18 protein-coding genes are annotated in these 24,510 nt (G+C 41.2%); 11 read left to right on the top strand and 7 right to left on the bottom strand.

Translation table 11 applies throughout. From position 1 onward, the window contains the following. Positions 1–99: 99 nt before the first annotated feature. The 6 genes from efp to GP480_RS00710 all read left to right on the top strand — a co-directional run bounded on the left by efp (position 100) and on the right by GP480_RS00710 (position 7,526). Positions 100–675 (top strand): elongation factor P, encoded by a 576-nt coding sequence (gene efp, locus GP480_RS00735; protein WP_160094964.1) that lies wholly within the window; start codon positions 100–102, stop codon positions 673–675. Then, on the top strand, positions 672–1,040 hold the full coding sequence (locus tag GP480_RS00730) for a hypothetical protein (protein ID WP_160094962.1): 369 nt from the start codon (positions 672–674) through the stop codon (positions 1,038–1,040). The genes efp and GP480_RS00730 overlap by 4 nt, the downstream gene beginning before the upstream one ends. A gap of 37 nt (positions 1,041–1,077) precedes the next feature. Continuing rightward, complete coding sequence (gene purF / locus GP480_RS00725; protein ID WP_160094960.1) at positions 1,078–2,469, top strand: amidophosphoribosyltransferase; 1,392 nt, start codon at positions 1,078–1,080, stop codon at positions 2,467–2,469. A gap of 241 nt (positions 2,470–2,710) precedes the next feature. After that, positions 2,711–5,788: an efflux RND transporter permease subunit gene (locus tag GP480_RS00720; protein ID WP_160094958.1), complete on the top strand. Its 3,078-nt coding sequence runs from the start codon at positions 2,711–2,713 to the stop codon at positions 5,786–5,788. A gap of 102 nt (positions 5,789–5,890) precedes the next feature. Beyond that, entirely contained in the window at positions 5,891–6,874 is a 984-nt protein-coding gene (locus GP480_RS00715) for an AI-2E family transporter (RefSeq protein WP_160094956.1), read from the top strand. Continuing rightward, positions 6,852–7,526: a P-loop NTPase family protein gene (locus tag GP480_RS00710; protein WP_160094954.1), complete on the top strand. Its 675-nt coding sequence runs from the start codon at positions 6,852–6,854 to the stop codon at positions 7,524–7,526. Before GP480_RS00715 ends, GP480_RS00710 begins: the two co-directional genes overlap by 23 nt. 173 nt (positions 7,527–7,699) lie before the next feature. On the opposite strand, the gene GP480_RS00705 is transcribed toward GP480_RS00710, so the two are convergent. Beyond that, a complete protein-coding gene (locus GP480_RS00705; protein WP_160094952.1) occupies positions 7,700–9,145 on the bottom strand; it encodes an NAD(P)H-dependent flavin oxidoreductase in 1,446 nt (481 codons plus the stop codon). A gap of 724 nt (positions 9,146–9,869) precedes the next feature. Between GP480_RS00705 and GP480_RS00700 the strand changes: the two genes are divergently transcribed. The 5 genes from GP480_RS00700 (at position 9,870) to GP480_RS00680 (ending at position 17,865) form a co-directional block, all read left to right on the top strand. Then, on the top strand, positions 9,870–10,793 hold the full coding sequence (locus GP480_RS00700) for an ATP-grasp domain-containing protein (RefSeq protein WP_160094950.1): 924 nt from the start codon (positions 9,870–9,872) through the stop codon (positions 10,791–10,793). 209 nt (positions 10,794–11,002) lie between these two features. Then, positions 11,003–12,475 carry a bifunctional phosphoribosylaminoimidazolecarboxamide formyltransferase/IMP cyclohydrolase gene (gene purH / locus GP480_RS00695; RefSeq protein WP_160094948.1) on the top strand — a complete coding sequence of 491 codons (1,473 nt, stop codon included), beginning with the start codon at positions 11,003–11,005 and terminating at the stop codon, positions 12,473–12,475. Between the two features lie 616 nt (positions 12,476–13,091). Further along, entirely contained in the window at positions 13,092–13,352 is a 261-nt protein-coding gene (locus tag GP480_RS00690) for an MrpF/PhaF family protein (protein WP_160094946.1), read from the top strand. Between the two features lie 137 nt (positions 13,353–13,489). After that, entirely contained in the window at positions 13,490–16,321 is a 2,832-nt protein-coding gene (locus GP480_RS00685; protein ID WP_160094944.1) for an AsmA-like C-terminal domain-containing protein, read from the top strand. A gap of 233 nt (positions 16,322–16,554) precedes the next feature. Next, positions 16,555–17,865 (top strand): 3-phosphoshikimate 1-carboxyvinyltransferase, encoded by a 1,311-nt coding sequence (locus tag GP480_RS00680; RefSeq protein ID WP_160094942.1) that lies wholly within the window; start codon positions 16,555–16,557, stop codon positions 17,863–17,865. A 181-nt stretch (positions 17,866–18,046) separates the two neighbouring features. On the opposite strand, the gene GP480_RS00675 is transcribed toward GP480_RS00680, so the two are convergent. The 6 genes from GP480_RS00675 to GP480_RS00650 all read right to left on the bottom strand — a co-directional run bounded on the left by GP480_RS00675 (position 18,047) and on the right by GP480_RS00650 (position 24,473). Next, positions 18,047–19,099 (bottom strand): quinone-dependent dihydroorotate dehydrogenase, encoded by a 1,053-nt coding sequence (locus tag GP480_RS00675; protein ID WP_160094940.1) that lies wholly within the window; start codon positions 19,097–19,099, stop codon positions 18,047–18,049. A gap of 100 nt (positions 19,100–19,199) precedes the next feature. After that, entirely contained in the window at positions 19,200–19,898 is a 699-nt protein-coding gene (gene ispD / locus GP480_RS00670) for a 2-C-methyl-D-erythritol 4-phosphate cytidylyltransferase (protein WP_160094938.1), read from the bottom strand. 2 nt (positions 19,899–19,900) lie between these two features. Then, positions 19,901–21,319: an ATP-dependent protease ATPase subunit HslU gene (gene hslU / locus GP480_RS00665; RefSeq protein ID WP_160094936.1), complete on the bottom strand. Its 1,419-nt coding sequence runs from the start codon at positions 21,317–21,319 to the stop codon at positions 19,901–19,903. Positions 21,320–21,337: 18 nt separating this feature from the next. After that, positions 21,338–21,904: an ATP-dependent protease subunit HslV gene (gene hslV / locus GP480_RS00660; protein ID WP_160094934.1), complete on the bottom strand. Its 567-nt coding sequence runs from the start codon at positions 21,902–21,904 to the stop codon at positions 21,338–21,340. Positions 21,905–21,950: 46 nt separating this feature from the next. After that, on the bottom strand, positions 21,951–23,222 hold the full coding sequence (locus GP480_RS00655; RefSeq protein WP_164500978.1) for a M16 family metallopeptidase: 1,272 nt from the start codon (positions 23,220–23,222) through the stop codon (positions 21,951–21,953). A gap of 345 nt (positions 23,223–23,567) precedes the next feature. Continuing rightward, positions 23,568–24,473, bottom strand: a complete 906-nt coding sequence (locus GP480_RS00650; protein WP_160096070.1) for an AEC family transporter — start codon at positions 24,471–24,473, stop codon at positions 23,568–23,570. Positions 24,474–24,510 lie beyond the last annotated feature (37 nt).

Below are 24,510 nucleotides of genomic sequence, written 5' to 3'. Positions count from 1 at the left end.
GTACTATACCTTTTGCGATGCCCGTGTTGTGCCCTAAGCAATTGTAAGTGCATCTAATGTAAGTTATAATTCTCAGCTGTTTTCTCGTACCTGTTCGCCGTGTCGCAAAAAATCCTTGGAAACGATATCAGGGTTGGCAATGTTCTCGAGTACAGAAATTCTCTGTACCAGGTTTTGAAAAGAGAACACGTGAAGCCCGGTAAGGGTGGAGCCTTTGTTAATGTCGAGATGAAAAGTATCGACGGAGCAAGTAAAGTCAATCATAGGTTTAGATCTGACGAGGTTGTTTTCAAAGCTTTCTTGGAAGAAGAGGAATACCACTACCTTTTTAGGGAGGGGAATGCTATTGTTCTGATGAACCTTGCGACTTATGAGCAGGTTTCCGTTAGTGCTGATCTTTTCGTAGATATAGAGAAGTACCTAAAGGAAGAGGTTGTTGTAAAACTCCTAAAGCATGGTGACAAAACTGTTGGAGTAAAAGTACAGGACAATTTGACATACACGGTTGAGGAAACCGAACCTTATATGAAAGGCCAAACTGTTACGTCATCCTATAAGCCTGCCACATTGAATGGTGGGTTGTTGAAGGTGATGGTGCCACCGTTTATCAAGGTCGGGGATCAAATCGTTGTTAAAACGGAAGATGGAACATATGTTGAGAGGGCCGAGAAATGACACAAGGAATATTTTTTTTTCAAGTTGATGATACTGGTGTAGTAGACATCTTTGATGTTACGAGTTGTGAGTGTGCTATGCCAGTTATTGAGGGGCTCCACATGAGTGATTTGCTCATGGGTGTTGCTGGACCGACTTTGACTAGCATTTCCACACAAACTGTTGATGCAACTCCACCTACTGATTTAACTCAAACTGTTGGGCCAGATGAATCCAGTGGAACAGTTGAAGGGTATGAAAATATTACGTGCTTCCTCACTACCGAGCAAGATGGGGGTGTCAGGGTACAAGTAGACACTCAGGGTTCTAGTGCGGATCAAGTTGTGGAGAAAGTGTATGTCAGATGTCTTCAAACCTCTGCCTAGGCGTAGGTTTCTCCTGCACTTTGAGAGAGAGTAGGTCATGGTGTCAGAATGTGAGTCTGGACAGCTCACGGAGAAGTGTGGTGTTATAGCTGTTGTTGGTGCGCCCAATGCTGTCGAGCTTTCTCTTTTTGGGCTCCATGGACTGCAGCATAGAGGACACGAAGCCTTCGGTATTGCATTTTTGCGTAATGGTTGTATAGGTGTCGTCCACCGCTTTGGTAGGGTTATGGCGGTCGGCACAAGTGATCTATCCATCCCTTCTGCTGATACAGTTATTGGACATGTTAGGTATTCAACAAGCGGGAACTCAGACTTTGCCCAACCGATATACTTGAAATGTCCCTCCTGCGAAATAGTAGTGGCACATAACGGTAATCTTACTAACGCTGCTGAGATAAGGTCTAAGCTTGAGGACGAGGGTTGCATTTTCGAATCTGAAGTTGATACCGAGGTTATAGCACATTTAATAGCACGGTCTCCTGGAAAAACTCCGACAGAAAAAATTGTGGACGCGCTACAACAAGTTGAAGGAGCTTATTCATTGCTATTATTTGTTGGTGAGGAGGTCTTTGCTGTGAGAGATCCCTACGGAATAAGACCGCTTAGTCTTGGCAAACTTGTTGATGGAATGGTTGTAGCATCTGAGACATGTGCATTGGACATGCTCAGGGCAACTTTCGTCAGGGATATAGCGCCCGGTGAACTACTGCAAATAAAAGGCGGAAAGCTTTTATCTCTGTTCCCGTTTAAGAAAATGGAACAGAAGTTTTGTATTTTTGAGCATGTATATTTCTCCAGACCGGATAGTGTTTTAGAAGGACGTAGCGTGTACGCTTCAAGAAAAGAAATAGGTAAAGAACTTGCTCGCGAGAGTGGGATCCAAGCCAATATGGTAGTACCAGTGCTTGATTCTGGTATGGTAGCAGCGCTCGGTTACTCAGAAGAGTCGGGCTTACCACTCGAGCTTGCAATCACAAGGAATCATTATTCAAGTAGAAGTTTTATAGAACCCACACCAGAGCGAAGAAACATAAAGGTCAAATTGAAACACAATGCAAATAGGTTCTTGCTCAAGGGGAAGAAGATAGTTCTTGTAGATGATAGCATAGTAAGGGGAACTACACTCAAGCAGTTAATCGCGATGTTGTGGGAAGTTGGGACAAGTGAAATACATGTAAGAATATCAAGCCCACGTATTCTTAATCCGTGCTATTACGGAGTTGACACACCTAATAAAAGGGATCTAATCTCGGCAAACATGTCTTTAGAAGTCATGAGGGAGTATTTAGGTGCAACGAGTTTGTATTTTCTTACACTTGAGGGATTATACAGAGCTGTATCTGGGAGCAAGAAACGTGTAGGTTTTTGTGACGCCTGTTTTACTGGTGATTACCCGATAGAGTGCATTGGGACTTCCCAAGACGCGTGACTTACGCGGCATTTGAGTGCAGTTTTGTTTGTACATAGAAAGATGTATGTGAGAGCCTTCTATTCCGTAGATATATTCTTGCTCTACGATTTTGTTTCGGATGTACTTTTAGCTGGCGCATGTCAAACTACTTATGGTATCTTCATAACAGATAGGACTAGTGTTATTAGGTGGTTTCTTTTCGAGAATGGACTTGTGATGCTGTTTTAGGGGTATATAACCCTTGTTTTAATATGACGTGATGCTTGATTTTCTTTTGGAGCGCAACAGAGCTATTTTGGTTCTTTGGTTCATTCTGATTGCTTCTGGCGTTTACTCGTGTTTTGTCATCTCGAAGGAACAAACTCCGAATATGGAAATACCATATATACTTGTAAACACGGTCCTAACAGGAGTATCGGCTGAGGATAGCACAAGATTTTTATCGAAGGAACTCGAAGATGCTCTACAGTCTGTCGAGCATCTGAAGAGCATTACTTCACAGTCCCTTGAGAATGCTTCATCCATACTGATGGAGTTTGAAGTTGGATTTGATAGTGCAAAAGCCTTAGCCAGTATCAGAGATAAATTGGACCAAGTTGTCAGTAAACTTCCAAAAGACACATTGAGACCCACTGTCGAACAGGTTACTACAGCCCTTATTCCCGCAGTTGTGGTTACAGTCTCAAGCGATTTAGGAGTGGAAGAAGCACAAAGGGTTGCGACCCAACTACGCACCAAACTAAACGCCCTACCAAATGTTCTTTCGACAAACATAATTGGAAAACGAAAAAAGGTTGTAGAAATTGCAATCGACCCAAAGATGTTTTCCAGGTACAACATTGGCCTGCATAATATCGTAAACACATTACATCGGAATAATATACTCATTCTTTCAGGCAGCTTACCTGGTAGTGGGTATCCTGTTTCTACAAATGGACTTGTAACTCACCTCAATAAACTCAAGGAACTTCCTATATCACTAAACAACGGAAACATACTAACTCTGAAGGATATCGCAGATGTAAATGCTGTTTTTGAAAAGGAAAAAGCTACCTCAAGAATAGGTGGAGTGGACACCGTGGTGATTGAAGTATCAAAGGCAAGTGGAAAGAACCTTTTGGAAACAGTCAGGCAAGTACGAGAGGAGGTCTCCAGAATGCAGGCAACTCTCCCTGAGGGATTCTCCTTATCGACAGAATTTGACACCTCAACGGAGGTTAAAGAAGTCCTCACAGACCTCAAGAATAGTATTGTGCTAACCATTATAATGGTTGTTGCCATCATGGTGATCTACATAGGATGGAAGATGGCACTTATGACAGCCTGCACGGTACCTGGTTCGATATTTATAGCAATCCTACTTCTATATGTAGGTGGATTTACGATGAATATCGTAGTTCTATTCAGTTTGATCATGTCGGTTGGAATGATTGTAGATGCAGCAATCATAGTAAATGAGTATGCAGATAGAAGAATGCTTATGGGCTCTTCCGCAAGAGAAGCTTACACTTTGTCAGCAAAGAAGATGTTTTGGCCCGTTCTATCTTCAACCGCAACTACGTTGATTGTTTTGGTTCCTTTACTATTCTGGCCTGGACTTGCGGGTGAATTTATGAAATTCCTCCCAATCACACTTATTTTCACCCTTTCCGCATCGGTGTTGATGTCAGTTGTTTTTACTCCGGTCATCGGAAGTATGATTGGAACACCATCGACATCTGACCCAGTGGAAATTTCTAAGATCTTTGCAATAGATCAAGCGGACCCTTCAGCAATGGGAAAAATTTCCGGAAAATATTGTCGAATACTAGAAAAGCTCCTCGACCACCCAAAAGCCGTAATTGCAGGAATATTTATATTCCTTATACTAAGCACCGGAGGCTATTATGTTTTCGGTAAAGGAGTGCAGTTTTTGCCAAACGTAGAACCCAAAAGCTCTACCATCTTAATTAAGGCAGTTGAAAATCTCACTCTCGCACAAAAAAGGACAATAGTCGAAACAGCAGAAAAAACAATCTGTGAGACACCGGAAATTAGAACCTGCTATACGAAGATCGGGACACTAGGCAATGATGTTATAGGAAGCATTCAAGTTGAGTTTGCACATTGGAAAAAACGTAGAAAAATTCCTGCAATTAATGACGACATAGAGAGAAGAATGAAGTCTATTAAGGGCATCCAGTTTGAGCTTTTCACACAAAAAGATGGACCAATACAAGAAAAACCTATCAAGATCGTCATAAGCGGTACGTCATATGGAGAAGTTGCGCGGGCTGCAGCATCAATTGAAGAAATGCTCAGCAAAATCAATGGTACAAAGAGTATCAGTGACGATACGTCAGCACAGAAGCTGACCTGGGAGGGACTTATAGACAGAAACAAGGCTGCACTCTATGGAGTCGATGTGGCAACGGTTGGACAATATATAGCTCTTGCAACCAGTGGCATAACGATCGGTGAATACAGAGGGGATGACCATGAAGAAAAATTAGACATCGTACTTACACTTCCAGAAGAAAGAAAAAGTCTTTCTTCAATTCTAGGGATGATGATTCCATCTCAAAAAGGGATGATTCGACTGTCATCCTTGATGAAGATAGAACCGGTAGCAAAGACCACCACAGTAAAACGGTTTAACTCTGAACCAACTATAAACGTGTATTCAGATGTACAACCGGGATTCCTCTCACACAATATAGTCAAATCGCTTAGAAAAGAAATTGAGAAGCACAAAGAACTATCTAAGTTAAAGATCAGTTTTAAGGGAGAACAACAAGATCAAAGTGAGACAACACGGTTTCTGGTAGTTGCATTTTTTGTATCTACACTTTGTATGGTACTGATCTTACTTCTGCAGTTTAATAGTTTCTTTCAGGTTCTGATCATTTTAACTGCCGTTGCACTATCAACAGGAGGTGTGACATTCGGATTACTTATAACACATCAACCATTCATTGTTGTGATGAGCGGTATAGGAATAATCTCATTAGCTGGAATAGTAGTGAATAACAATATATTACTCATTGATGCTTATAACGATTACATTAGTGAATCCGCTGATAAAAAGCGCGCAATCATAAGAGCTGCAATATCCAGATTCAGGCCAATACTTCTCACTTCAGGGACAACCATACTGGGACTTTTACCCATGGTTTTTTGCATAACCATAGACCTAGTAAACTTTACGATATCATACGGAGCTCCAGCGACACAGTGGTGGCAAAGTTTGGCAACCACTGTTGCCGGAGGGTTGTCGTTCACAACGCTTTTGACACTCATTCTAACTCCGGCACTACTGATGCTTTCGCCTACACCAAAGCTAAATACCGGAACTTGAATCTCACATCCACTGGAGAAAATGGTGGACACAAAGGAATGGATGATTTACATCTTAAGAGGTTGATGTATAAACTTGCCTAGGTTTTCTTGTTGTATCCCAATGCTTTTTTCCTTCGCATTCTCATTTATTCTTGCGTATTTCTTGAATCGCTCTACGACAAGGCTTGCAGCTCTTATTGGATCTAGAGGTATTGCATCCCTGCTTGTTGTTGCTTTTCTTAGCATACTTGTCGTCCTTGTTTTCGCGCTAGCCATACCTCTGCTTTATCATCAATTAATTCTCTTTCTTAAAGGAGCACCACAACTAATTGCATATATAGAAAACTCCATCAAAATTTCTTCTCCAGGCCTGCATAGTTTTCTCGAAGAAAGAGGAATGTCTTCATTATTCGAGTATATCTTATCTCTTGTACCGCAACTCTCGACTAAAATTACGCAACACTTATGGAATTCAACGCTTGTTTTAGCAAATGTTGTAGTCTTACTAATTTTCACTCCTGTAATACTTTTCTATCTTCTTCAGGACTGGCCAAAAATGACGAACGCAATAAAAGAAATCGTACCTCTAAGATACAGAACTACCTTCAACGACCAAATCACATTGATGGACGCAAGCATTTCCGGATATGTGCTCGGACAAATGAAAATTTCATTTATTTTGGGAGTGTTATATACAGTGCTACTCTTTTTTGCAGGTATGCCATATTATTTCCTGATTGGTGTCTCTACCGGAGTGCTGACGATTATCCCATATTTTGGAAACATAACAGGCCTTATAACGAGCCACCTGGTCGCATTATCTCGTGCTTCAAGTATTCTGGATGTATTACCAATCACACTGATCTTCATCATTTGTGGCGCAATGGAGGGCATGTTCCTATCGCCAAGACTTCTAAGTAAGAGTGTGAACCTACATCCACTATGGGTAATCTTTTCTATGACGATCGGGGGCATGCTGTTTGGATTGGCAGGAATATTACTGGCCGTTCCTGTCGCAGCGATCGTTGCAGGATTTATACGATTAGGTATTTCTTACTACAGAGATAGCTCCTATTACAAGAATGAAGCAACTAATCCTAATTGATAACCAAGTTAGGGAGAACACTTATTCTGCTGCAGATTATTTTGTCTCAGAGAGTAATCTGTACATTTACAAATCGTTAGTCGAAACACCATCTAACAAGAAACCAATCGTACTCAAAGGTCATTCGAAGTCCGGTAAGACGCATATTGGCAGAGTATGGGCATCGAAGCATAGCGCTGATATTTTGTCTAATCTCCCAGACCAAGCACACCTTGCGATTCACAATCACTGTTTCATAGATGATATAGACAAACTAACCACCCAAGAGGAAATCGAAGCATTGCTTCACATTTATAATAGCGCTGTAGAGAATGGAAAAATTCTCCTTATGACGACAAGGAGTCTAGACTTTTCGGATGTTCTACCTGACTTAAGTTCGAGACTGAGATCAAGCATTACGTATTCCATCCCTCCTCCAGATGATGAACTGCTTCGGGTAGTGACAAGAAAACAGTTTTACCTCTATCAAACCAGAGTGTCTGAAAATGTAGTGAACCTTGTACTTCAGCGGGTTGATAGATCCCTAGAAGCAGTAGTAGAGTTTGTCGCTCTTTTGAACAGGGAAGCGCTACACAAAGGGAAACCAATTTCTGCGCGCCTTTTCCGCGAGACAAGCGCTTCTGCGAGCAAAGAAAGACACTCTCAACAGTGATTCACAAGTAAGTCACTCACATGGGCAGGTTCACTGAATCGAGTAGATCCATCAATGCGTACCCTCCACGTAAAGCTACGTGATACATTGACCCAAAAACACACTGTATTGATAAGAAAGTAGTAAAAACATTCTCCATACGGATAAAGCAGAGCCACCACTATAAACCACCTTCACTCACCAGCAAGGATCTTCTCGACCAGCTCTTTTACACTTGGCATGTAACCATTCCTATACAAAGGATCTATGGCAAACCTATACGCATTATGTCCAGCAAAAGCTAACTCTGTATTAGGATCGGCTCCGTACACTATATTCTGAAGTGTTTTCTGTATACAAAAGCTTCTAGGATCTGGCAATTTACCCGTTGTATAATCATCATGGTCTTTCCAATTGCTGAACTTACAATGGCTAAGGCAGCCCATACAATTCATCTGATCTGCACGGACTGACGCAAACTCATCCGGTGTAAGAAACACAACGGAATGATCAGGAGTCTTAACAATCTCTGTGCATCCAGACGAGAGCCACCCTTGCACTAAAGACTCATCGGAATTTTTTATGAAGACCCGCCGTTTACGCAGACCATATTCGAGGGATAGCACAAACTCCCCTTCCATGGATTCAGAGTAGGGAATCTGCCTTTTAGAACGATCTATAAGAACCTGTATGAATTCATTTTTTAGAGCAGATGAATAAAATCCAGTGGGACTAAACTTATGTAACAGGACATCACCTTTTTTGGCCTGCAATAATTTTTGTTTCCATGCAGCGGGAATGGGGCTTTCCTTTGTCACAAGAGGACGTGTACCAAACTGAAACGCAACTACACCCACCTCATCATTATCTATGAAATGCTTCCATTCTGAGAGTGACCATACACCTCCTGCCATAATTATGGGGACCTGATTCAACCCATTCTCATTCATAAAAGAACGCAGTTCGATGACTCTTGGATAAGGATCTTGCATATCATCTGGTCTATCAGAATTACTAAGTCCGTTGTGCCCACCAGCAAGCCACGGATCTTCGTAAACAACACCACCAAGAAACTCACTAAACTTTCTATACGAACGCTTCCACAGAATTCTAAAAGCCTTAACAGAAGAAATGATTGGATAGTAATATAATCTATAGCGTGATGCTATTTCGGCGAGCTTATAAGGCATACCCGCACCACAAGTGATCCCGTGAATTAATCCGCTAACCTTCGACAGAACGCCGTCCAGCACCCTTTCAACTCCGCCCATTTCCCATAACACATTCATATGGATCCTTCCTTCCCCTTTTGAACGCTCATGGGCTACCCTGGCCTGACTTATTGCACTCTTGATGCTGTATTCCATCAGCTCGTCATGGCGCCCTCTTCGGGTCTTGCTATGATACTCAAGCGGGACAATTTCTCCATTATCATCTATAAGCTTTGCATTAACGGCAGAAAAGGTACCTACACAACCTGCAGCAGCAAAAGCACCAGATGAAACCCCATCACTTACAGCGACACCTTTGCCACCCTCTATTATAGGCCAAACGGGCCATCCCGAAATAGCCAGCTTCTTTACAACGCTCAACTTGGATCCACTAAGACATGCATCCCAAGAGTATAACATATCGTTCATCCATGCAAACTAACATTCGGAATACTCTCAAGACACACTTTATGCACAGAGGGAACAAAGAAGAGGATCGTAAGCAGGTCCAAGTACTTTAGCGTGAAGTGATTCTTTTCCCACTCCGATTATCAAGGTCAAGAACCCATCTACCCTCACTTAGCAGGTTACTTGTTTGCGAAAATGAGCATAGAATGACAGAACGGTCTGAATATCAGAAATGACTGTATGAAAAGCATCGCTCCAGCCAAGTAGAAAGCTTGATCACCTCCGTTGCTCTCAATATCCATCGCAGCAGCCCAAAGACCGCTCAAACACATTTTTCCTACAATTAGGAAATAGCACACAACTACTACATATCATTGTATTCAACAGAATACATACCAAAGATCATCTGAAAGAATCCACCAGTAGCAACAAAACATGACACCAATTGATATCGTAGACACACTTAATTCCCTGCTGGAATACTCATACCTGCACGTATGATTCGATATGTAATGTTTCTGTATAGTTGACTCTACTTACGCTGAATATGTATGAAAACCGTGTACTTAAAACATAGGAATAAATCAGAAGGTTGAACACAAGCCCTATACTCGAAATCTGTCAAGTTAGAAAGTTCATATGTCTACACTCTTCCTATGGACATACGCATTCGCAATGGAGATACAGAAGCTCTTTGTTTGATTCATAAATTGAGATAGACTGCAGAAAATACTCGCACATTACCATGAAAACAGGAGTACAGATACTTGAGCTTGATGCACCTGGAAAAAGCACTGTCTATCTAGTCGAGGAAGCTCTGGAAAGAGAGTGCAGTGTCTTTATTTACCCTGTCAAAACTCTATGCATTTGCAGTGGTCGTGTCTTCGCTCGTGGGAAATATGTGGAGGACTGTCATAAAGGTACGATCACGCTATCTAAGGAAGAAATAGAAGTCAATTTAGATACACTAGATCTGCTCTTGATGAGAAACGACCCTCCGTTCGATATGGGCTATATAACCGCAACATATATGTTGGAAAGAAGTGGTACTCTAGTCATAAACGATCCAGTAGCGGTGCGCAATTTTCCTGAAAAATTTGTGGATTACTATGAGGACACATTTCCGACTCTCATATCACGCGATATGTGGAATATCAAACTTTTCATTGAACAACATGGAGAGGTGGTAGTGAAGCCGCTCTATGCATTTGCTGGAATCGATGTGACAAAAATATCGGATACAAACGAGAGTCATCTTGCTCGTGTTCAGAGCTTAATTGAAAAAACTAGAACTCCGGTGGTGATACAAAAATACGACAAATCTGTAATTGAGCACGGTGATAAACGGGTTGTAGTACTCAATGGAGGGTTGCTGGGCTGTCTAAAGCGACATAACAAAAACAATTTCATCACAAATTTGCACCAGGGAGGTGAATTCTTCTCATGTACCCTTACCCCAATAGAAGAAGAAAGGTGCTACAAGATTGCCTCAGACCTAAAAAAATCGGGAATCATACTTGCAGGAATAGATCTTGTTGCAGGGAGGATAACCGAAATCAATGTCACTTCCATAGCCTGTATAGCAGAGCTGAATGAACTCTACCACATAAACACCGCCGCTAGATGCTTTGATGTTTTCGAGGAAATGGTGTGCTCCTATAGGCGTTAAGCAAGCAGACCTTCTTTGAATAAAAACAGCAGAAAATCAATTCATTTCCGAATTCTAGACAAGGAACAGCAAAGATGCTAACATCCGGCTGTGCGCCATAAGTGCTATTCTGCGCTTTGCCTGTGCTAAAAACAACCCAGTACTGTTTCCGATTTGCATTTAAGGTTTTGGGCTCGGCGCCGTGTGTGTTTTTGACTTGAAAGATTGAGATGATAAAAAGAGCACTTATATCCGTTTACGATAAGACGGGTCTTTTACCTCTGGCGTGCAAATTGCAGGCTGCGAATGTTGAAATCATTGCAACTGGAAAGACACATCAATACCTTCTAGCAAATCAAATCAGAGCAACCAGTTTATCTGATTATACACATCAACCGGAAATACTAGGTGGTAGGGTGAAAACATTGCATCCCGCAATACATGCAGGACTGCTAGCAGATCCATCTTTACACGGACCTGAAATGCAAACACTGGCAATACGGCAAATAGATCTGGTAGTCGTGAATCTCTACCCATTTGAAAAGTGCGTGAATAGTGGTGCCCCGGAAAACGAAATCATAGAAAATGTGGATATTGGCGGTGTTTCGTTATTGAGGTCCGCAGCCAAGAATTTTAAAAATGTTTGTGTTCTCTCTGATCCAAGCGATTACAGCACATTCGATGTAAATCCAACTTTATCTTTCAGAAGTAAAATGGCGAGAAAAGCATTTGCACGAGTGGCAAGATATGACTGTAAGATAGCAGAATGGTTTGCCTCCTCTACTTCTTCGCCAGAGACACTAAACTTGTCTGTCATGAAAAAAAATGACTTCAGGTACGGTGAAAATCCTCATCAGAACGCATCTTTCTACTCTGATGGAGAGTTTCCACTTACAAAACTTCAGGGTAAGGAACTAAGTTACAATAATCTGCTCGACCTCGACAGCGCATTATCGATTATTATGAATTTCACTGAACCTGCTTGTGCAATCATCAAACACACTAATCCCTGTGGTGTAGCATCGCACAAATCCAGTCTGGAACAGGCATACGAGAAATCACTTGCTGCAGATTCGTTGAGTGCTTTTGGTGGTGTAGTTGCACTGAATCAAATTGTTACTAGGAACGTGGCAGAAAAGCTATTAGCTACCTTCTTTGAAGTCATAGTTGCCCCTGGAATCACGCAGGACGCTATTTCTCTCTTCTCAAATAAACCAAATTTACGCGTCCTTACATACAAGAGCTATGCTGTACCAGAAAAACATATGCTCAGTTTGCTTGGGGGATTCTTAGTACAATCTGGAAATACAAAATTGTTTCAGGACTTCGATATTGTCACAAAAAGGGAACCAACAAATGAAGAGGTTAATCAACTTATTTTTGCCTGGAAAGTCTGCAAATATGTCAAGTCAAATGCAATAGTGACTGCCCATGATTACACGACTGTAGGCATAGGTGCTGGTCAAATGAGCCGTGTTAAGAGTGTAGAAATAGCACTCGAAAAAAGCAAGATTGGACAGCCACTTGCAATGGCTTCGGATGCATTCTTTCCCTTTGCGGATAGTATAGAACTAGCAGCAAAGAAGGGTGTAGCGTCAATTATTCAACCAGGTGGCTCAATCAGAGATAAAGAAGTAATAGAAGCAGCCGATCACCATAATATTGCAATGATATTTACACGAATGAGGCATTTCAGGCACTAACACTGCCTTCTTAGAAGGCGTAAGGCCATAAGACTTATTAAGTATTTTTCTTGAATTGAGATTTCTGTTGTTATAAAGACTTCTGCTTTTGGGTATAGAAAGACAGAAATTGCCTTTCGGTTTGTCTGCTAGATGGCGATGACTCCATACTTAGGCTGCACGGCACATATATTGGGAAGACCACATGACTAAAAGAAAGTAACCTGCTGTCGGATACATTCGCTTGCAAAGGTTGCGGGAATATTTATTTACCACTTAGCACTCATATAGCGTAGCATTCGTGTAAACCTCTTTGGCATATAACATATGTTTGTAAAAAACTGTGCATGTGCCTCTTCTGTAGCCCTTATGGCATGCAATCACCATCAATGCTGAAGTGACAATTGAGATAAAGGCAGCATAGAGCACAGCCGTGCTCCACAAAAATAGGTATTAAGAATGAATAATGATACCTATACTTGACCACAAGAATCGACATCTAGGTCCTTGCATATTATGATTAAAATTGTTCCATGGCCACATTAGGTGGTTCGGAGTTTGATAGTGTTGCTCTTGCGTATAAAATGAGCTAGTTCCTGTCCTCCAACTTTATTCTTTGGCGCTCTGATTTCTTTTAATGCTTTTGGTCGTTTTGGCTGTCTTGCTTTTTAGTATGCTTCTCTTGACTTTCTGTGTGGTTTTCTTCAAGGCAAAACATGACAAGATTTTAGCAGCGAATTCTCTAAACACTCATGTGGTAGTCCTTTCATGTCTATATGCAGCCCTCGTGTTAGATAACAATTTCCTTGATATTGCTTACATTTATTCCTTTATGGGTTTTATAGGTCTGATAGCAATTATAAACTTCATACTCTATAACAACTCAAGGCATCGTTGAGAGATGTCTACGACGTACCACCGGAAAAGCTGTGTGACACATCTTATATCTCGCGTCTTTCTTAGCAAGCTAGAAACTGTTATAGCTATAGTCCTGCTGGGCGTTTACAACTGCATAACTAGGGGTAGTTGTTTCAAATGAAATTTAAAATACTCGTATTATTATTCTTTCTTGCTATTCTTTCACCATTTTTGCTGTACAAATACAACAGAAACCTATCAAAGCAATTTGTTGAGTACTACATAAACAGCCGTTTCCATCGGCTCAACCCTGGACTTAGTATCTCTTTTGCAGATTTCGAGCTGGAAAAATCTAATGACTCGAAAAGACTTGTTTTAAACGGAATTACAGCTACGTTGAATTCGAAAAAAGTTGCTCTAATAGGAAAGGTCAGCCTCCTATTCAGCTGGAACTTCCCATTTACAAAGCTTCACCCAATAAGTGCAACTATATACGGCGCAGAGCTGTACGTAGAGATGGGAGCAGCAAAAAAAAATGTTAGCATACCTGAAAGCACCCAAATTGATAGCGTCTTTTCGCTAATCGGACTCCTAAACACAGATCTCTTTGTAGAAAGACTAAGCTTTAACGGCCACAGAATAAATGAGGGATTCATGCGGATAAAAAAAATGAATCACAAAAAGGTTTTACAAGTTGGTATACACGAAGAAAATGCGGAAATAGAGTTAGAAATAGTTCAGTCCCAATACGATACCATCGCAATGAGAGTAAAAAATCTCGACTCCAATAATAGTGTTTTATCGCCTTTAATAAAGGAGCTAGCTAATCTGCAAATCTCAGATGACAATTTCACTTTCAGTGGACATGCACTGCTCAACTTGAATGAAAAGAAGATCAGCGGAGCAGTAAATGATCTGCATGGATCAATAAAAAGAAATGGGACGAGCTTCAATTTCCATGATGGAAGATTTGTATTAACGGGCACATCAAATAAAATAGAGCTTGACGACGTAGTGATCAACATCGACGGAACACAGTTTAATGGTACCATCTTTTTCAGTGATGGCATTTCTCTTTTAGGGACAATTAGCAACCTCTCATCAGAAGACGTACTAAAGTATTGGAGTGGTTCTAGCAGTGCAAGAGAGTGGTACAAGAACAACGTAAAGCACGGCACTATAAAAGGGGCAACTATAAAACTGGATAGCAAAACTGGGGACTTTGAAATTCGAGATGCGAGTTTTGTAGATACCAAGGGAGAAATAGAGATTTCCTATGACACGGACGAAGCAAAGCGCTTTATTAACTTAGAGCGATTTGCAGGCACGCTCAATCTCATAGGTGGAAGTTTGTACATCAAAGCTGATTCTGGAGAAATAGACAGTCTGACATGTAAAAACTGCGAAGCAATTATTGATATAGCAAAGACAAGATTATCAGGCACCCTTACAGGAGAACTCAGTCAACTTATCCTGCTGGGAGAAAAAGCAAATCCAAATAGCATAAACGAGATAACAAAAGTGACTAATCTAAAGGGACTTAAAGGGAATGGTAACGCAGATGTAGTATTGCATATATTGCATACCAATGAAGGACAGATTAGCACTAAACTTCACGTTGAAGCCAATAATCTCCGGGCAGATAAATTTTACCGCGACTTTTCGATCATCTCAGGTATAGCAGAGCTTAAGATGAATGATGACACAGTCGAAATTGACGCAAGTTTAATTTCTCCGGATGGAGAAATCGATATGAAGCTTTTTAGAGATTTCCATACCCAAGTAACGGATTTCATCTTCGAAGGCACAAGCTCTATCGAAACAATGAAAAACTCTGCTTTCTTACCCAGTTCCCTACCATTTAATGGAAAAGTTCACGGGAAAGTAGAAGTACGACTTCTCCAAGATGGAAACCTGGACTTGCATGGAAGCCTTAACATGCAAGATGTGCATGAAGAAATCTTTCAACTTTTTGGATGGGAAAAGGATCCCGATGCCGTTTTCAACTTTAGTATCGATTCTGTTGGAGAGCAATATAATTTCAAGAAACTTGATCTTACTGGAAAACGTTTAGAATTGCGCCTAAGGGGAAGCAGCGACGGAGAAAACATCATCATAAATAGTCGAATGGTCAACATAAATGACTCGAGCCTTGCATTTCAATTTCATTATTCACTGGAAGAGGATACATCAAACTTAATCGTTAACTCTGAAACACTAGACGTATCGAATGCAGAAACATTTACCCCTGTACTAAATTTTGGCATGGCAGGCAAAACAAAAAGTAATGTAGAGGTAGGTATAGGTACACTCAAATTAAAAAACGCACTTTCGCTTTCGGACCTAAAGGTCAACCTTAAAAATGGGGACGGGAATCTCTCCGGAATCTTCAACGATGGTACAATTCTGGGCGCAAGCTTCAGTAAACATGGGGGTGTGATTGTGGATAGCACGAACGTAGGAACACTACTCAAAAGTCTTGGTATTAAGAGTGGAATAATGGGAGGAAGAGCTTCATTTTACCTAGGTACAAAGGATACGCGGAGTAACGACGGGATTCTGGTAGTGGAAAACTTTTACATGCAGGACGCTCCTACACTGGCACGCATTCTTTCCTTATCTTCTCTATACGGAATAATGAACATTCTTAATGGAGAAGGTATTTTCTTTGAAAGATTCTTTTCACAGTTCAAATATGCAGACGGTATTTTTTATATCTCAGAGTCATGGCTAGAAGCAGCACCAGTAGGACTAAGCGTGATGGGAATCCTCAGTCTAAAACAAAATGAAGCAATCATTCACGGAAGCGTTGTACCATTGTATAAGCTCAACAAATTGATCTCGAAGGTACCAATAATAGGAACATTGGTAACAGGCGGAAAGAACCGTGGTATCATAGCTGCAGAATACACATTGACAAGGAAAATGAATAAGTCCACGGTCTCAGTGAACACACTCACAACGTTTACTCCAACTATTCTGCATAAGTTTTTTAAAGTTTTTAACTAAATGCCAAAGAAAAATTCTTTTTATTTTCGCCATATCGTTCACTAATACACGTGAATTAAATAGGCAAAAACAAATATTAAACCCAACATACATACTTACCCCCTTATCGTTGAAGTAGAACATTGCTTTTCAGGTGTATGTAACGGTTCTATACTTATCCCCGGTGTTGAATTCACCCCACGTAGAATTTATATCACTTAGTTTTGCTATACTCTCTGCTCCGGGAAAAAATTATGGATGGCAAAGTCTGCGAAATAGAAAAAATTCCACCAATGCAGGGAACTTATAGTGTTCCACCCGATGTATCAATGCTGCAAAGCAGCATTTTCGCACTTGCACACGCAATGGGTAGATCTACCGTGTCACCTTTTTTCGCTTACACCTGCATCACTCACACGATCAATTGCTTAGAACAACTTGGTGTAAGAATAAAAAAAGTAGAAGACTCGTCAAAAATAGAAGTATACGGCGTTGGGTTGAGAGGCTTACGTGCTCCTGCAAACATTTTAAACATCGGCAGCTCACATATGGGACTTCATCTCTTACTTGGTGCGGTCGCGACTTACCCTTTCCAGACAATCATCACTGACCTCCAGCATCAAATTGGCAAACTTAAGATCAAGTGCGCACAGCACTTTGCTGATATAGGTATAGAGATAGTTCCACAAACCCTCCCAACGGTTATCAAAGGGTACCAATACTGCATCCCGCATGAACATATATTACAACACTCCTGTTCACAGAGTAAAACTGCATTGTTAATGGCCGGATTGAATATGCTCGGTACCACAAAAATTATAGAACCCTTTTCCGGTAGTAGAGATCATGTTACTGGCATCCTAGAGTACTTGGGCGCTGATATCAAGGTAATAAAAGCCAGGGAAAATACAACAACCGTTGTTCACGGAGGTAAGGAATTCGCATCACGGAATATTACGATTCCTGGTGACCCTTCAATGGCTTTGTTCTTGGTTATTGCAGCAACTTTAGTCGCTGGCTCTGCGATTATAATCAAAAATGTCTACCTAGATAAGGAACGCTTTGAGATATACAAATTCCTAAAGAAAATGGGTGCTAATATTGAGTTTAAGGTTAATACAACATCTCTCAATGTAGGAATAGGTGAGATTCATGTTAAAAGTGCCAGTCTCAACGGTGTAACAATCAATGAGAATGATGCCCATGAAGAGAATCTCAGGACATTACTCTTTCTCATATGTATAGCAAAAGGGAAAAGTTCCATAGAGAACGCAAATGGCTTAAGAATTACACAAGATAAAAGGTTCATGGATTTCGTAGCAATAATGCAAAAGCTGGGTGCAACGATCAAACTCAAGAATGACAGGATAGATGTAGAAGGCACATCACTAAAAGGGAACAACTCCGTAAGCGCATCTTACGACCACCAGCTTGGCAACCTCCTTACTCTCGCAGGTTTCATTACCAGAGAGACGATTACAGTATCCAGATACCACCCAGAGTGGCTTCAACTATACTATAATTTTGGAAAGCCAACCGATTATACGGCCAAGCAAGACTCTTAGGGCCTCTGCATATGAACTTAGACAAACCACCGGTGTAGCACGCAACCCCGATAACAGACATAGTGGCCAGAATAGAAAGATGCACAGGAAACAATGATTGCACTGGAAGTACATATCAAGTTTCGCATGGAAAAACTCTCCATCTATCACAAAATTTATACGTGAAGACTAAAAACGAAACTTAAAATTGCGCATCTACACCTATAGCCTCACTTACAGAAGAAAAACCGTCAGCCCTAAGTCTCTGAACTAAACCCATTTTGATCTCGTTCAGAAGACCAAAACCATGATAGGTAAAACTAGTATAAGCCTGAATTAAAGCGGCACCGCTCCTAATTTTCGCATAAGCTGTTTCTGCATCTGAAATGCCTCCACAACCTATGAAAACTAGCTCCCCGTTTGCACACCTATACATTTTTCTCAATAAAGCCGTGGAAAGCTTGAACAATGGCTTACCGCTTAACCCACCATATTCGACTTTATGTTTACTATGAAGGCTTTCCCTGCATCCAATAGTAGTGTTACTTACTATGATTCCGGCTACTTTGTGCTTCAAAGCAAGCGAAACAATATTTACTTCTGCTCCCTCAGTAAGATCAGGAGCAACCTTGATAAAAATTCGTACGTCACTTCCAACTGCTGCCTTTACAGCAATAAGAAGCTCTTCAAGAATTTCTACTTTTTGCATATCCCTGAGACTAGCAGTATTTGGAGAAGAGACATTTAGCGTGATATAGTCAGCAACCGAAGATACATGAGCAGCCAAGCGTGCATAATCGGAAACAGCATCCCTTGAAACGGCATTTTTACCGATATTAATTCCCAGAGGTGGTAAATCCGTCTGTGCCATAGCTTTTTTAAGCGATTTGAGAAAATACCCTACCCCCTTATTATTAAATCCAAGTCGATTGATTACGGCACCGTCCTGCGGCAATCTAAACAATCTGGGACTAGGATTTCCCTTTTGCGGTTTAAGGGTGACTGTTCCAAGCTCAATGAAGCCGAACCCTACCCTCTTGAGGGCATTAACGCATTCAGCATTTTTGTCAAACCCAGCTGCAATGCCAATCGGGTTATTAAAGTGCAAACCACACACCCTACTTTCCAGTATTGGGTCCTCGAAAGAATTTTCACCCACAAACCCTGGAAAATGCTTGAGCGCCACACGAGTAATCGCATGTGCAAACGACGGGCTCAAACACTGCAAAAGAACCACTAAGAGCTTTTCATACATTTTATTCAGAAAAGCAAGAGACGTGCGAATTGTGTGCCACTTTCCGAAAATTTTCAAGACGGAATAGAAAAATAAAACACAAGACGTGAAAATGACACTTTCACTGATGGTCTCGAGCTAAGAGAAAATCGGCAAACTTCAAGTCAAAAGGATGGGTAATCTTAAGATTACTGCTGTCACCCGGAATACACTTCACCTCTATACCGTGAGCACGTGCTAGACTTCCATCATCTGTATACTTCTTGGAAGGACGGATGAAGTGCGCCTTATATGCTGCAAAAATCTCACAAAAATCGAATCCTTGTGGCGTCTGCACTACGCTCAACTCATCCCTATTTACATCTGTTATCATGCCTTTAGATTCCTTTTTTATGATAGTATCCTGTACGGGCACAACTGGCACAACACCCTTACAACCCTGCAAGAGAGTCTTAATCACTGCATCAATCACTTTAGGCGTCGTAAAAGGTCTAGCTGCATCCTGTATCAATACGTAGCTAGGATTTAGGCATTCCAAAGCCTTCAGCCCTGAAAAAACTGAATCCGTTCGAGTGTCACCAGCTTCTGACAATGAAACCACGTACCCACTCAAATTACGCAAAATTGGCAAATAATGCACCTCATACTTTGAATTAACAACAAGGTGCACACACTCGATTTTCGGGTGAGCAAAAAGAGCTTCGACTGCGTACTGCAAAATTGCTTTGCCATGGATCTCCAAGTACTGCTTTGGAAGCACCGAACCTATTATCCTCGAACCTCCTCCTCCAGCAACCACGAGACCGGCAATTTTGCCCATGTTTACAGAATAAACTTCGACAAATCCAACTTCTTGATGATAGTTTGCAGATGTTTATCTACATACTCACGGTCAATTGAAAAAGTTTTTCCTATATTATCATTGGCCTCAAAGTTAATTTCTTCAAGCAGTGTCTCCATTATTGTATGGAGGCGCCTTGCACCGATATTTTCAACTTCATTATTAACTGTTATTGCAGCTTCAGCGATCGCACGCACACCCTCTTTTGTAAATTCAAGAGAAACACCCTCTGTCTCCAACAATGCACAGTACTGCTTTAACAGGCTAGACTCAGTTTCAGTGAGGATACGGATCATATCTTCCACGTCAAGCGAGTCAAGTTCTACTCTTATCGGCAAACGTCCCTGTAATTCCGGTAGTAAGTCCGATGGTTTAGCAAAGTGAAACGCTCCAGAACCGACGAAAAGAATATGATCTGTTTTCACAACACCATACTTTGTCACTACTGTGGTTCCCTCTAGAAGAGGTAATAAATCTCTCTGAACACCTTCTCTATTCACCTCACCTCTAACCTCTGTTCGAGCACAGATTTTATCTATTTCATCAATAAAAACCATACCCCTATTTGTCACTAGGTCTAGCGCTTCTTTGATTATCGCGTCTTCATCAAAAAGATCCTCGACCTCTGCATCTGCAAGGATTTTTCTAGCATCTTTGATTTTGACCCTTTTTCTTTTGAACTTCTTACTCGCACCAAAGACCTTACTCATCATGTCCCCGATGTTCATCATACCAATCTGCGTGCCCGGCATACCTGGAACATCCATTGTAGGAAAAACATTTTGGGGAACCTCACGAACATTTATTTCGATTTCCGCATCATCTAATTTCCCTTCATCGAGCTTCTTCTCAAAAATAGCTCTTGCATCATGTCTTTCATCCCCATCGCCAGGAAGATCGTCATCTTGAGTATCTTTTTTACCAACCAATGCATCAAGGATCTTCTCCTTGGCAGATTCTTCGGCTCCCTTCAAAAATTGCTTTCTCTTCTGATCTTTGACCTGCGCAACAGCACTATCAACAAGATCCCGAATTATTGATTCGACATCCCGACCAACATAACCGACCTCAGTGAACTTCGTTGCCTCAACCTTAATAAACGGTGCTCCTGAAAGTTTCGCCACGCGTCTAGCAATTTCTGTTTTTCCAACACCAGTTGGCCCTATCATAAGTATATTTTTTGGAATGATTTCATCATGAAGTGGCTTCGGGACATTATTTCTCCTCCAGCGATTTCTTATTGCAATCGCAATTTTTTTCTTGGCCAACTTCTGTCCAACAACAAATCTGTCCAGATAACTTACAAGCGCCTTTGGAGCGGCAGAATAAGCATCTTCTAAGATATGTTCGGGATCCTGTCCAACTACAGCTGAATACTTAAAGACTTTCTCTGCACCCATATAATACTCTCACTAACTTCAACTACACTCTTTTGAAGTACAATCAATGACTTCAACCGTAAAATTTTCATTTGTAAAAACACAGATCTTAGCAGCTATTTTCATAGATGCCTCAGCAATCTGAAAAGCATCAAGATCACTGGCGTGGACTACAAGCGCTTTAGCAGCAGCCAGAGCATAGTTGCCCCCAGATCCAATTGCAGCAACACTATCCTCAGGTTCTATCACATCACCAGCACCGTTCAGAATGAACGTACCCCTAGCATCAGCCACAATCATCATCGCCTCTAATCGACGAAGAAATTTGTCTGTACGCCAATCCTTCGCAAGCTCCACACACGCACGCAAAAGTTGACCTGGATGGGCTTCTAATTTTGACTCTAGCCGCTCAAATAACGTGAATGCATCCGCAGTTGATCCGGCAAACCCTGATATTATCTTTCCACCAGAAAGACGCTTCACTTTTTGCGCAGTCGATTTTACAACGACTGCGTTTCCCATAGTCACTTGTCCATCACCTATCATGACGACCTTATTATCCTTTCTGATCGAAAGAATAGTAGTCCCATGGAACTCAGTACTCATTTTATATCTCCAAAAGCTAAACTAAATTGGTCCATACAAACGAATGCTACAGTGCCTCTGCTAACACTCTATATCCATCCAACATACCTTTTGCACCAATTAATGCAAGGCTCAAGCGCTTATCCTGCAACATAAACTCTGCAATCGAGGCAACATCATTAACCCCAATAGTATCGATGATCTCGATTAGCTCAGCTCCATCTGTGTATCTACCAAAATAATGAATTGACCTACCTATATGGGACGCACGAGATTCATTACTTTCCAGACTCATTAAAATCGATGACTTAATTTGCTGTTTCGCTCTTTCAACTTCCTCAGTTGTGAGAGTATTCTGAAGCTTAGACAGCTCACCAAGGACTACTGTAACCAGCTCTTTTAGTCTCTTCGGATCCGTAGAAGAGTAAATACCCATGATTGCTGAAGTCTCACTTGGTGCATGAAAAGCACTTATAGAATAGGCTAAACCACGTTTTTCTCGCACTTCCTGAAATAATCTAGACGACATGCTACCACCTAAGAGTATAGCAAGAACCTTAGCGGAATATATCTGAGAGATGCTGTCTGAATAAGAAACACACGGCAATCCTAGAATGAGATGAGTCTGCTCCAATTTACGCTCTTCTCTGTACTCAGCAGGAACATACCGTGCTGGAGACCTATCCACAGCACGTACACCTACTGACTTTATACATCCGAAGTACTTCTCCGCTAGTGAGATGAACCTCTCAGAATCCACTTTACCAGATGCAATAAGCATCATATTCTCAGAACAATAGTGTTGAGATATGAAAGAGGTAATGTCATCTCTTGTAAAGCGCCTAACGTTCTCCCTAGAACCAAGAATAGGTCTCCCGTAAGCTTGATTCGGGTATATATTCTCAAAAAAACGGTCGAAAATAATGTCGTCGGGTGCATCCTCAGTTTGAGAAATCTCCTCCAGGACAACCATCTTTTCGCGTTCGAGTTCTTCTTTTGGGAAGATCGAATTGTTCAGCACATCGGAAAGAATCTCCATCCCTTTATCCAAGTGTTCTTCCAACAGCTTCACATAATAGACTGTGTAACTTCTACTGGTACATGCATTAAAATAACCTCCAAGCCGATCAAAATCCGCTGCTATTTGTTCTGCGGTTCGTGTACTTGTACCCTTGAAGATCATATGTTCAAGAAAGTGCGCCAACCCATTATTTTCCTGAGTCTCACACTCACTGCCGGCTCTAATCCAAATCTTTATTGAAACAGAATAATGTCCTGGTATACTATCCACAAAGACGGGTAAATTGTTTCCAAGGCGTCTCTGGATTAGGCGCTGCACTTCTCTGGTGGAAAGATTTAGGGGTCGATTCTAGCACCTGGAGTGAGGGAAATCAACTCGAGAACGAACGCATTCTCAGCGGAAAAAAGGCACGACGCATCCAGATCCGTTTGTCACATTCCACAATTAAAGAATTGTTTCGTAGTGGATGATTTAAAACTCATATCTTACCCACTTTTCAGCACTGAGTGGTAACTGTTTCTTACCCTGGCTCTGTTGCAACCACCCAATGATACAGGTCGCATTTTTTCAATTACAGATGACTAACCGAAATTTAAAACTTTCTCAGACTGGCAAATCAGAATTTTGTGTACATCACCAAAATAAGGAATCACTTTATGAGATTTAAAAAAAGAATTTCACCACCAAAGGAATGTACACCATGCCTGTAAGTGTGCTTATGAGAACAACAACTGCAATCTTCTCCGCTGGATAATTGAAAACACAACCTAATAGCATGGTACTCACAGAAATTGGTACCACAGAAAGAATCAACATAGCATTGTACACTTTATCGTTATCAAAAATGTGCAAGAAGGAGGCATCAAGATAGACAAGACTAAGCATTAGAACCGGCCAAAGAAAGTACTTTACAAACATCGTGATTCCAATGCACTTCCAGTCCACTTCGAACTTTTTTATAGTTCCCAGACCAAGACCAATGGTACTCATACCAAGTGTCACGTAGGTACTTCGTAGATTCGCAAAAAATGGATCCAAAAATTCAGGAAAGTGTAAACACAAAAGCTTCATGGAAAATGCTACTACTATTCCGTGTAGCGGAGGCAGGCTTAGCGTCTTTTTTATACAGTACATTGGAGAAAAGGCTCCTTTAGACGCAATATAGAAACCATATGTATTCTCAAAAAGGATGATTCCACTGTATGCAAGTATATATATCCCAACAGTTTCAGCATCAACAATCATAAGTGCTACGGGAAGACCAAATTGGCCCGTGTTGAAGCTACCTGAACTAAATGCAATTATGTTTCTTAGGCTGTCATTGTAAAAAAGCTGGGTGGCCGTATATACAAGCCAGCACATGAAACAACTTGTTAAGAAAACAATGACAGGGAGAAGTAACAGTTTCTGCATATTGTCCACACCGAGTAACCCGTTTAAGATAACTAACGGTGAGAGGAGATATAAAAGAAGAGTTGCGATGGTATTACGATCAGTGTTGAGCATTCTTCCAGCAATGTAGCCCAACAGTATCATTAGATAAAGGGGGAATATCTTCCCCAAGACCACAAGGAACACCGAATTTTGCTAAAAAAACAACTCTCCA

Source organism: Neorickettsia findlayensis, assembly GCF_009856525.1.
Lineage (GTDB): Bacteria > Pseudomonadota > Alphaproteobacteria > Rickettsiales > Anaplasmataceae > Neorickettsia > Neorickettsia findlayensis.
This window is presented reverse-complemented; position numbering and strand designations above follow the sequence as displayed.

What these genes read in the sequence shown, in the direction of transcription:
- GP480_RS00730 (WP_160094962.1), top strand. Translation starts at nt 672, where the DNA reads ATGACACAAGGAATATTTTTTTTTCAAGTTGATGATACTGGTGTAGTA.
- purF (WP_160094960.1), top strand. Translation starts at nt 1,078, where the DNA reads ATGGTGTCAGAATGTGAGTCTGGACAGCTCACGGAGAAGTGTGGTGTT.
- GP480_RS00720 (WP_160094958.1), top strand. Translation starts at nt 2,711, where the DNA reads ATGCTTGATTTTCTTTTGGAGCGCAACAGAGCTATTTTGGTTCTTTGG.
- GP480_RS00715 (WP_160094956.1), top strand. Translation starts at nt 5,891, where the DNA reads ATGCTTTTTTCCTTCGCATTCTCATTTATTCTTGCGTATTTCTTGAAT.
- GP480_RS00710 (WP_160094954.1), top strand. Translation starts at nt 6,852, where the DNA reads ATGAAGCAACTAATCCTAATTGATAACCAAGTTAGGGAGAACACTTAT.
- GP480_RS00705 (WP_160094952.1), bottom strand. Translation starts at nt 9,145, where the DNA reads ATGAACGATATGTTATACTCTTGGGATGCATGTCTTAGTGGATCCAAG.
- GP480_RS00700 (WP_160094950.1), top strand. Translation starts at nt 9,870, where the DNA reads ATGAAAACAGGAGTACAGATACTTGAGCTTGATGCACCTGGAAAAAGC.
- purH (WP_160094948.1), top strand. Translation starts at nt 11,003, where the DNA reads ATGATAAAAAGAGCACTTATATCCGTTTACGATAAGACGGGTCTTTTA.
- GP480_RS00690 (WP_160094946.1), top strand. Translation starts at nt 13,092, where the DNA reads ATGCTTTTGGTCGTTTTGGCTGTCTTGCTTTTTAGTATGCTTCTCTTG.
- GP480_RS00685 (WP_160094944.1), top strand. Translation starts at nt 13,490, where the DNA reads ATGAAATTTAAAATACTCGTATTATTATTCTTTCTTGCTATTCTTTCA.
- GP480_RS00680 (WP_160094942.1), top strand. Translation starts at nt 16,555, where the DNA reads ATGGATGGCAAAGTCTGCGAAATAGAAAAAATTCCACCAATGCAGGGA.
- GP480_RS00675 (WP_160094940.1), bottom strand. Translation starts at nt 19,099, where the DNA reads ATGTATGAAAAGCTCTTAGTGGTTCTTTTGCAGTGTTTGAGCCCGTCG.
- ispD (WP_160094938.1), bottom strand. Translation starts at nt 19,898, where the DNA reads ATGGGCAAAATTGCCGGTCTCGTGGTTGCTGGAGGAGGAGGTTCGAGG.
- hslU (WP_160094936.1), bottom strand. Translation starts at nt 21,319, where the DNA reads ATGGGTGCAGAGAAAGTCTTTAAGTATTCAGCTGTAGTTGGACAGGAT.
- hslV (WP_160094934.1), bottom strand. Translation starts at nt 21,904, where the DNA reads ATGAGTACTGAGTTCCATGGGACTACTATTCTTTCGATCAGAAAGGAT.